Origin of the sequence: Pseudidiomarina tainanensis, from assembly GCF_900115255.1 — a bacterium.
GTDB classification, from domain to species: Bacteria; Pseudomonadota; Gammaproteobacteria; order Enterobacterales; family Alteromonadaceae; genus Pseudidiomarina; species Pseudidiomarina tainanensis.
The window spans coordinates 221,778-228,886 of the sequence record NZ_FOYU01000004.1 but is presented as its reverse complement, the minus strand read 5'-3'; the positions used below and the strand labels follow the sequence as shown (position 1 = coordinate 228,886).

General features: G+C 45.8%; 7 protein-coding genes and 1 rRNA gene. 5 read left to right on the top strand and 3 right to left on the bottom strand.

Going from position 1 to position 7,109, the window contains the following annotated elements:
• Window positions 1–165 precede the first annotated feature (165 nt).
• The 5 genes from rrf to BM292_RS11255 all read left to right on the top strand — a co-directional run bounded on the left by rrf (window position 166) and on the right by BM292_RS11255 (window position 4,647).
• A 5S ribosomal RNA gene (gene rrf / locus BM292_RS11275) occupies window positions 166–280 on the top strand.
• Between the two features lie 246 nt (window positions 281–526).
• On the top strand, window positions 527–2,935 hold the full coding sequence (locus BM292_RS11270) for a TonB-dependent receptor plug domain-containing protein (protein WP_092858626.1): 2,409 nt from the start codon (window positions 527–529) through the stop codon (window positions 2,933–2,935).
• Window positions 2,936–3,114: 179 nt separating this feature from the next.
• Window positions 3,115–3,426 carry a hypothetical protein gene (locus BM292_RS11265; RefSeq protein WP_092858624.1) on the top strand — a complete coding sequence of 104 codons (312 nt, stop codon included), beginning with the start codon at window positions 3,115–3,117 and terminating at the stop codon, window positions 3,424–3,426.
• A gap of 28 nt (window positions 3,427–3,454) precedes the next feature.
• Window positions 3,455–3,883, top strand: coding sequence for a copper chaperone PCu(A)C (locus BM292_RS11260; protein ID WP_177203840.1), 429 nt, complete (start codon window positions 3,455–3,457; stop codon window positions 3,881–3,883).
• Window positions 3,884–3,897: 14 nt separating this feature from the next.
• Window positions 3,898–4,647, top strand: a complete 750-nt coding sequence (locus BM292_RS11255; RefSeq protein ID WP_092858620.1) for a TIGR04219 family outer membrane beta-barrel protein — start codon at window positions 3,898–3,900, stop codon at window positions 4,645–4,647.
• A 20-nt stretch (window positions 4,648–4,667) separates the two neighbouring features.
• On the opposite strand, the gene BM292_RS11250 is transcribed toward BM292_RS11255, so the two are convergent.
• Genes BM292_RS11250 through BM292_RS11240 form a run of 3 tightly spaced genes read right to left on the bottom strand, consistent with a single transcriptional unit; the run spans window position 4,668 to window position 7,107 of the window.
• Window positions 4,668–5,156: a DUF3299 domain-containing protein gene (locus BM292_RS11250; RefSeq protein WP_092858618.1), complete on the bottom strand. Its 489-nt coding sequence runs from the start codon at window positions 5,154–5,156 to the stop codon at window positions 4,668–4,670.
• The gene (locus BM292_RS11245; RefSeq protein WP_092858616.1) at window positions 5,153–6,403 is read right to left on the bottom strand and encodes an ABC transporter permease; all 1,251 of its coding nucleotides are present in this window, start codon (window positions 6,401–6,403) and stop codon (window positions 5,153–5,155) included. Before BM292_RS11245 ends, BM292_RS11250 begins: the two co-directional genes overlap by 4 nt.
• Window positions 6,400–7,107, bottom strand: a complete 708-nt coding sequence (locus BM292_RS11240; protein ID WP_092858614.1) for an ABC transporter ATP-binding protein — start codon at window positions 7,105–7,107, stop codon at window positions 6,400–6,402. Before BM292_RS11240 ends, BM292_RS11245 begins: the two co-directional genes overlap by 4 nt.
• Window positions 7,108–7,109 lie beyond the last annotated feature (2 nt).

The following is a 7,109-nucleotide window of genomic DNA, read 5'->3' as shown; positions in this document are numbered from 1 at the left end:
CGTTGAGCTAACCCGTACTAATTGCCCGTGAGGCTTAACCATACAACACCGAAGGTGTTTAGGGCTTAAGGCCAAGGCACAAGTTCGAGCTTTTACCAAAGAATGGCTCATGTAGAGTGGTTCATTACGCACAATCAGCGGGTTTATATTGTTTAACAGTTTTTGCCTGGCGGCCATAGCGAAGTGGAACCACCTGATCCATTCCGAACTCAGTAGTGAAACGCTTCAGCGCCGATGGTAGTGTGGGGCTTCCCCATGTGAGAGTAGGACACCGCCAGGCTTCAAATACGACGAGACCCCGAGCTAACGCTCGGGGTTTTTTCGTTTACAGACCCAACAGCGCAGCGCACGAACAACGCCTTTCGTCTCTGCCTTCCACTAATATCTAATATCCAATAGCTAATATCATCTCTATCTTCATATATTCGGAACATTCTGATCTATATCAGAACAAAACGGTGTAATTAATAAGTCACAAAGTCAACTATCATATTAATTACAAACAATAGAAGTAGAGGACATCGATATGACTAATTCTAATTTACGATTAGCAATATTGGCTTCATTAAGCCCAGCATTGTATATCTCTGGAAATACGGCATTTGCTCAAGATAACACAGAGGCTGAGGCCGCAGAGCGCATCCAAGTTGTCGGGTCACGACTTTCCTATCGCACCGCGACCGATGGTTCAGCGCCTGTTGATATCATTTCTGGTGATGATCTTGCTGCTAGCGGTATCACAGAAACTGCTCGCGCCCTTCAATATGCTGTGCCGAGCTTTAACTTCCCAAGTTCTTCGATTACTGACGGTTCGGATGCCGTACGTCCTGCTTCATTGCGTGGTTTATCGCCTGACCATACGCTGGTATTAATTAACGGCAAACGTCGTCATAGCAGTGCATTAGTGCATTTGAACGGTACGACCGGTCGTGGTAGCTCAAATGTCGATTTAAATGCTATTCCTATTTCTGCTATTAAGCGCATTGAAGTATTGCGTGATGGTGCTGCCGCGCTGTATGGCTCAGATGCAATCGCTGGTGTGATTAATATTGTTTTGAAAGACCAAAGCGAGGGTGGCTCTATTACTGCCAATGGCGGTCAGACTTATGAAGGTGATGGCGAGCAGTACAAAGTGCATGGTAATACAGGATTCTTAATTGGTGACGCTGGCTCGTTAACCCTTGCAGCTGAGTATCACCATAAGAATAAGACCAATCGCGCCGGTTTAGATCCGCGCCAACAGTACCCACTCGTGAATGGTGAATTAGATCCGCGTGAAGAAACATTTAATCGCTTAAATCATCACGTCGGTGACGCTTCCTTTGAAAACAAAGCAGTGTTTGCAAACTTTAAGATGCCTGTGGGTGATTCTTCGCAATTGTATGCGTTTGCAGGTTATAGTGATCGTACTTCGCAATCGGGCGCATTTTATCGTCGCGCACTCGATAATCGTAATCTCCTAGAAGTTTACCCTGATGGCTTCTTACCATTATTGTCGCCGGAAACACAAGATGTGAGTTTCACTGGTGGTTATAAATTCCGAGTTGGTGAGTGGGATGTCGATGTGAGTGCGGGTATGGGATCGAGTGAATTCCAGTACCGTCTCGAAAACTCACTTAATGCATCTTTAGGCCCAACCACGCCAACTGAATTTGATGCCGGTACTTTAAAAATGGAAGAAACGAATGCGAGCATTGATTTCTCTCGCTTCATTCCATTTGTAAATAACTCGGATTTAGCTGTCGCTTTTGGTGTCAGTTATCGCGAGAATGCATACGAAATTACAGCTGGCCATGAAGCTTCATACGTGAATGGCGAATTTGACGGGCGTCCGGCAGGAAGCCAAGGTTTCACAGGATTCAAGCCTGAATCAGAAGTTGACGAATCGCGTGATAACATTGGTATTTATGCTGAAGTCGAAAACATGCTAACGAGTCAGTTCCAGTGGGGCGCGGCGATTCGTTACGAAGACTATTCTGACTTCGGTAGTAATACGAGTTGGAAACTATCTGGACGGTACGATTTCACCGATAGTTTTGCGGTGCGCGCTACGGCTAATACAGGCTTTAGAGCGCCAAGTGTGCAGCAGATATATTTTACCAACATCTCAACACTGTTTATTAATCGTGATGGCGTGCTTGTTCCAGAACAATCAGGTACGTTCAATAACATTAGTCCAGTCGCACAATCACTGGAACTGGGCGCTCTCCAACCAGAAGAATCGCAAAGTTTCAGTTTCGGTTTCGTCTGGCGTGGTGCTGAAGATTTAACGTTGACTGTCGACGCCTTCCGAATTGCGATTGATGATCGCATCATTCTATCGAGTTCGTTAGTGCCGGGAGATTCTCCAGCAGTTGCCGAAGCCCTTGCGCAAGCAGGTGCGGATAATGCACGATTCTTTATCAACGCCGTAGACACCACAACACAAGGTGTTGATGTCGTTCTCACCAAGGATTTCCAATTGGAATATGGTGACTTGCGTGCGCAGTTTGCTTATGGCTATAACAAAACCGAAATTGATGGCGTCAATCTGCCACAAATTCTTGATGGCTTAGAGGGCAAGTTGTTTGATGGTGTCGAACGCACACGTATGACGCGCTCAGTCCCGCGCAATAGCGGGTCACTCGCATTGACCCATAGCATCAATGATTTCGAGACGCGCTTGGCATTCAACTATTTTGGTGACTACGTTCTCGAGAATAATTCAGGTTTGCAAACGACGTTCAGTGGTAAATGGGTTACCGATTTGTCGATGCGTTACCAGGCCACCGACAATATGAATGTGAGTGTTGGGGTACAGAATCTATTTGATGAATATCCAGACGAACAAGATCCGTCGAATCAGTTCAATGGCATCTTTATTTATCCAAACACGAACGCGCCTTTCGGCTTCAACGGCGGCTATTATTTTGCTGAGTTAACCTATTCGTTTTAAATTAAAAATCTAACGAAATAGTTGTCAAAGCCACTAACTCCAAGTTAGTGGCTTTTTTATTTTCTAAATTAAACACAATAAAAACAAGTAGATAAAAGTAGGCACGACAATTGCATAGTAAATATCAGACACATAATTTTTGGTTTGATCAGTTACTCGGATTTATTAGGAGATTTACTATGCAACGCAAAACAAACATCGTCTGGATTATTCTCGCTATTGTCGCGGCTTTATTCTTTGCTGACGAAATACTCGGCTTTGTTGGCGCAATTCTTGGCATTGTTTTTAGTATTGGATTAACCGGGTTATTGGTTCTGGCCCTTGCCGCAGGTGCGTTTGCATTAGCCGTTTTTGTCGGCTGTAGTGTTGGACTTGCTCTAACAATTGCGGTGGTAGCATTGGTGATGAGCTTGTTCGGTTGGCTTCTGCCCTATTTAGTCGTCGGATTCTTGGTGTACTTAGCGGTTCGAAAAAAGCCAAATACTGTGTAAACTGCAATCATCAATGGTTGTGGAGACGATGATGCAAGTATTAAAGATATTATTGGCTTTGGGATTGTTATTACCGATTTCGCTCAGTGCTGCTGAAGTCGAAATCTCCAATCCGTGGGTTAATGAGTCGATTCCGGGTACAGAGAATGGCGCTGGTTACTTTACGATTACTAATACTGGCTCGTCAGTGATTAGTATAGTTGGAGCTACCACTGCTGCGTCACGAGCTGTTGAGGTGCATCAACACGTGATGCGCGATGGCATGATGCGTATGCGACGGGTACCAGAGTTAACGCTTGAACCCAGCGCAACGGTGGTTTTTCAGCCGGGCGGCTACCATTTGATGCTATTTGGTGTAAAGAATGCGTTTAAACCGGGTGATCAAGTTGAATTTACGCTTCAATTCAGTGATGGTGATAGTGTAAGCTTCGACGCCGAAGTTCGATCAATCCGTTAGAAAGGATCATATACATGAAAAAGGTTGCCGCAGTCATTCTTGCTCCAGCTATGTTGTTATCAAGTGCGGTTCAGGCCGATACCTTGCTCGGAGTTTATGCAGGGGGGCAGATTTGGGATACGGAAAATACCGGGAGTTTTGGATCTGGTGCAGGAAATCAATCATTTGGATTCGCGGATGAAAAGCAACAAAGCTTTTATATCGCGTTAGAACATCCAGTTCCGTTGTTGCCAAACATTAAAATTCGCGAAAATGAATTATCGACGCAAGGCTTCGTGACGCTTTCGGAAGATTTCGTCTATAACGGTGAAGGTTATAGCGCTGGTACATCGCTTGCGAGCGCAATCGACTTAAGCCATACCGATGTCACCTTGTATTATGAAATTTTTGACAACGATTTACTGTCATTCGATATCGGTGTTACCGGTAAAAAAGTTGATGGCTTATTGGCCGTGCGCGATGCGCAATCAGAGAACTCATTAAAGAGTGATGGATGGATTCCTACCGGTTACGCTCAATTGCGAGTAGGCATACCTGCCACACCATTAACGGTTTATGGTTTAGCAAACGCAATCAGCATCGATGATAGCAGTGTTCGTGATATCGAAGCGGGCATCGAATATCGTTTAGTAGAAAACTTAGCAGTCGATTTGAACTTACAGTTAGGTTATCGCGATATCACTATCGAACTTGATGATCTTGATGGTATCTATTCAGACTTGCAGTTCAAAGGGCCTTATCTCGGTTTAGAAGTCCATTTCTAAACCCAGCACAAAAAGGTTTTTTAGTAGTAAGGTGTCACTGTAGCGGCGGTCATACGATAGCCGACTACAGCGACATCGCCTTCCACTCGTTTGACTTCAATCGTACCCTCTACCCACACGGCATCGAAGGTATCTTCGTATTTCACGCCGTCAGCAAAATCGACTAGAACGATCTGATTCGGTGGTGGTGGCGGCACGTGCACACAGGCACCAAAATATGGAACCAACAAGAATTGTGTGACTTTTTCAGCATCACCTTCTAATTGAACAACGTAACCAGGAATCTTGATCTTTTTGCCATCCAAGCTTTCAACCATGGGCGCATCCAATTCTGGTTGGATGGCTAACTCTGGGTTCGCGTCATAAAAAGCCTGACTGCGCACGGGTGGTGGTTTATAGCCTTCTGGAACTAGCTCTTTCCAATGCGTTGTTTGATATTCATCGGCAAGTACTTGTGGCGCAATTAGGCTAAGTATCGCAGTCAAAAATACAGCAGAAATTAATCTCATAATCGAATCGTCAACCCATCAGCTAAGGCATTGCGATAAGCTCGCCATGCCGGAATAAAACTTAATAATATGGCAGCGACAAGAACTGCCCCTGCAAATAAAAATTCAGTGGTGGTAAGCGGTGTTGCGCGTAACAACATACCTGTATTCACCAGTAACCAATCAGAACCCACTGCTAAAATTATAAATAGGAGCCCGATACCAAGCGTGACGCCAGCGATAGCTAATAAAAAGGCTTCGCTCACTAACAACCCAAATATCGTAAAAGGGCCGGCGCCAATGGAACGTAAGACCGCCATTTCTCGGCGTCGTTCCCGCAAGCTAGCAAGTAGTGTTGTTAACATACCCAGCAACCCTGTGGCAACGACCAATGCTGAAACTGCAAAGAGTGCTTTTTCGAAAAGATTCAGTGTTCGCCATAGTTCGGTTAAGGCAAGACCCGGCATGATAGCTGTTAACGGCTCACCTTCATAGGTATTGATTTGACGCTGTAATCGAAGCGCCAAGGGCTTATTTGATAAACCCAATAATACCGCACTGAGGGTGTAAACCGGCTGCTCATGGGCATGTTCGTGCTTTTGGTCATGATCGTCATGTTTGCTCGCCATGATTTCACCATGCACCAAGCCAAGCCCAGCTAATGGGACATATAGGGCTTGATCGGCAGGCGTTGCGGTTGGCGCTAATATGCCTTGTACAATGAATGGATGAGCATCATGCTCACTAAAGCTAATACCACCTGAGCCATGCGCGATTGTCAGTTCGTCACCCACATTGAGGTCAAGCCGACGTGCAACTTCTGCACCTACAACAACAGCTTCTTGTTGAGCGTCAGTAAACGCGGTGCCCGCGCTGAGCTGAAAGCGCTCACGATTACCATATTGAAAATACTCAAAGAAAGCTGGTGTGGTTCCGACTACGGGATAGCTGGCAAAACTATCACCAAGAGCCATTGGTATATGCCAGGCCACGCCGGGCAACTGTTGTAAGTATTCGTAACTTTGCCAGCTCAAACTGTTATTCATAGCACCGATATGAAACACGCTGCTTAACAGGAGTTGAGTTGAACCGGTGCGTGCACCGACAATGAGGTCGGTACCTGATATTGTATTGGCGAAGTTTTCTTGAGTTTGTGTGCGCACACGTTCAACACCTAATAATAATAGAGTGCTGACAGCAATAGCGAGTATGGTTAACCACGCACTCGCTTTACGGTTCGCCAAACTGGCGATGGCGAGCCGAATCATTTTGCTTCCCTCCGCGCAGTATTGATTTCATTGAGCTCAATGGCACGGTCGAAATGATGTGCCAAGCTTCCGTCATGCGTAACAAACAGCAGCGTTATATTATGTTGCTTACAAGCGGTGAAAAGCACTTCGATGAAGTTATCGCGATGGTCAGCATCGAGTGCTGATGTTGGTTCATCGGCAATGATCAGTGCTGGGTTTCCAAATAATGCGCGCGCCGCTGCCACCCGTTGTTGTTGCCCAACACTCAGTTGATGAGCAGGACGATCGAGATCTTCGGTGTTTAGCCCTAACTGTTGCAGTAGTTGTTTCGCTAACTGTTCGTGGTTCTTTGATTGCTGAGCGAGTCGTTGACGTCGCACAGGAGAAAACTGTTGTGCGAGAACGACGTTTTGCCAAGCTGACAAATATGGAAGCAAATTAAACTGTTGAAAAATATAGCCGATTTCGTTAGCTCGGAGTTTGTCGCGTTGGCGTTGTGAGAGCTTGCTGAGGTCTTTTCCTAAAACAAAAACTTGTTCTGGAGCGGCTTGGTGAATACCGGCTATGAGACTGAGTAAGGTTGATTTACCTGAACCGCTCGCACCGCGCAGTAACACATGTTCACCGCGATGGATGGTTAATTCAGGAATGTGCAGGAGCGGGCTTGTGGCACCTGGCCACCGAAACTCAAGTTGTTTGAGTTCAATACAGGTGCCACCCATAG

What these genes read in the sequence shown, in the direction of transcription:
- BM292_RS11270 (WP_092858626.1), top strand. Translation starts at nt 527, where the DNA reads ATGACTAATTCTAATTTACGATTAGCAATATTGGCTTCATTAAGCCCA.
- BM292_RS11265 (WP_092858624.1), top strand. Translation starts at nt 3,115, where the DNA reads ATGCAACGCAAAACAAACATCGTCTGGATTATTCTCGCTATTGTCGCG.
- BM292_RS11260 (WP_177203840.1), top strand. Translation starts at nt 3,455, where the DNA reads ATGATGCAAGTATTAAAGATATTATTGGCTTTGGGATTGTTATTACCG.
- BM292_RS11255 (WP_092858620.1), top strand. Translation starts at nt 3,898, where the DNA reads ATGAAAAAGGTTGCCGCAGTCATTCTTGCTCCAGCTATGTTGTTATCA.
- BM292_RS11250 (WP_092858618.1), bottom strand. Translation starts at nt 5,156, where the DNA reads ATGAGATTAATTTCTGCTGTATTTTTGACTGCGATACTTAGCCTAATT.
- BM292_RS11245 (WP_092858616.1), bottom strand. Translation starts at nt 6,403, where the DNA reads ATGATTCGGCTCGCCATCGCCAGTTTGGCGAACCGTAAAGCGAGTGCG.
- BM292_RS11240 (WP_092858614.1), bottom strand. Translation starts at nt 7,107, where the DNA reads ATGGGTGGCACCTGTATTGAACTCAAACAACTTGAGTTTCGGTGGCCA.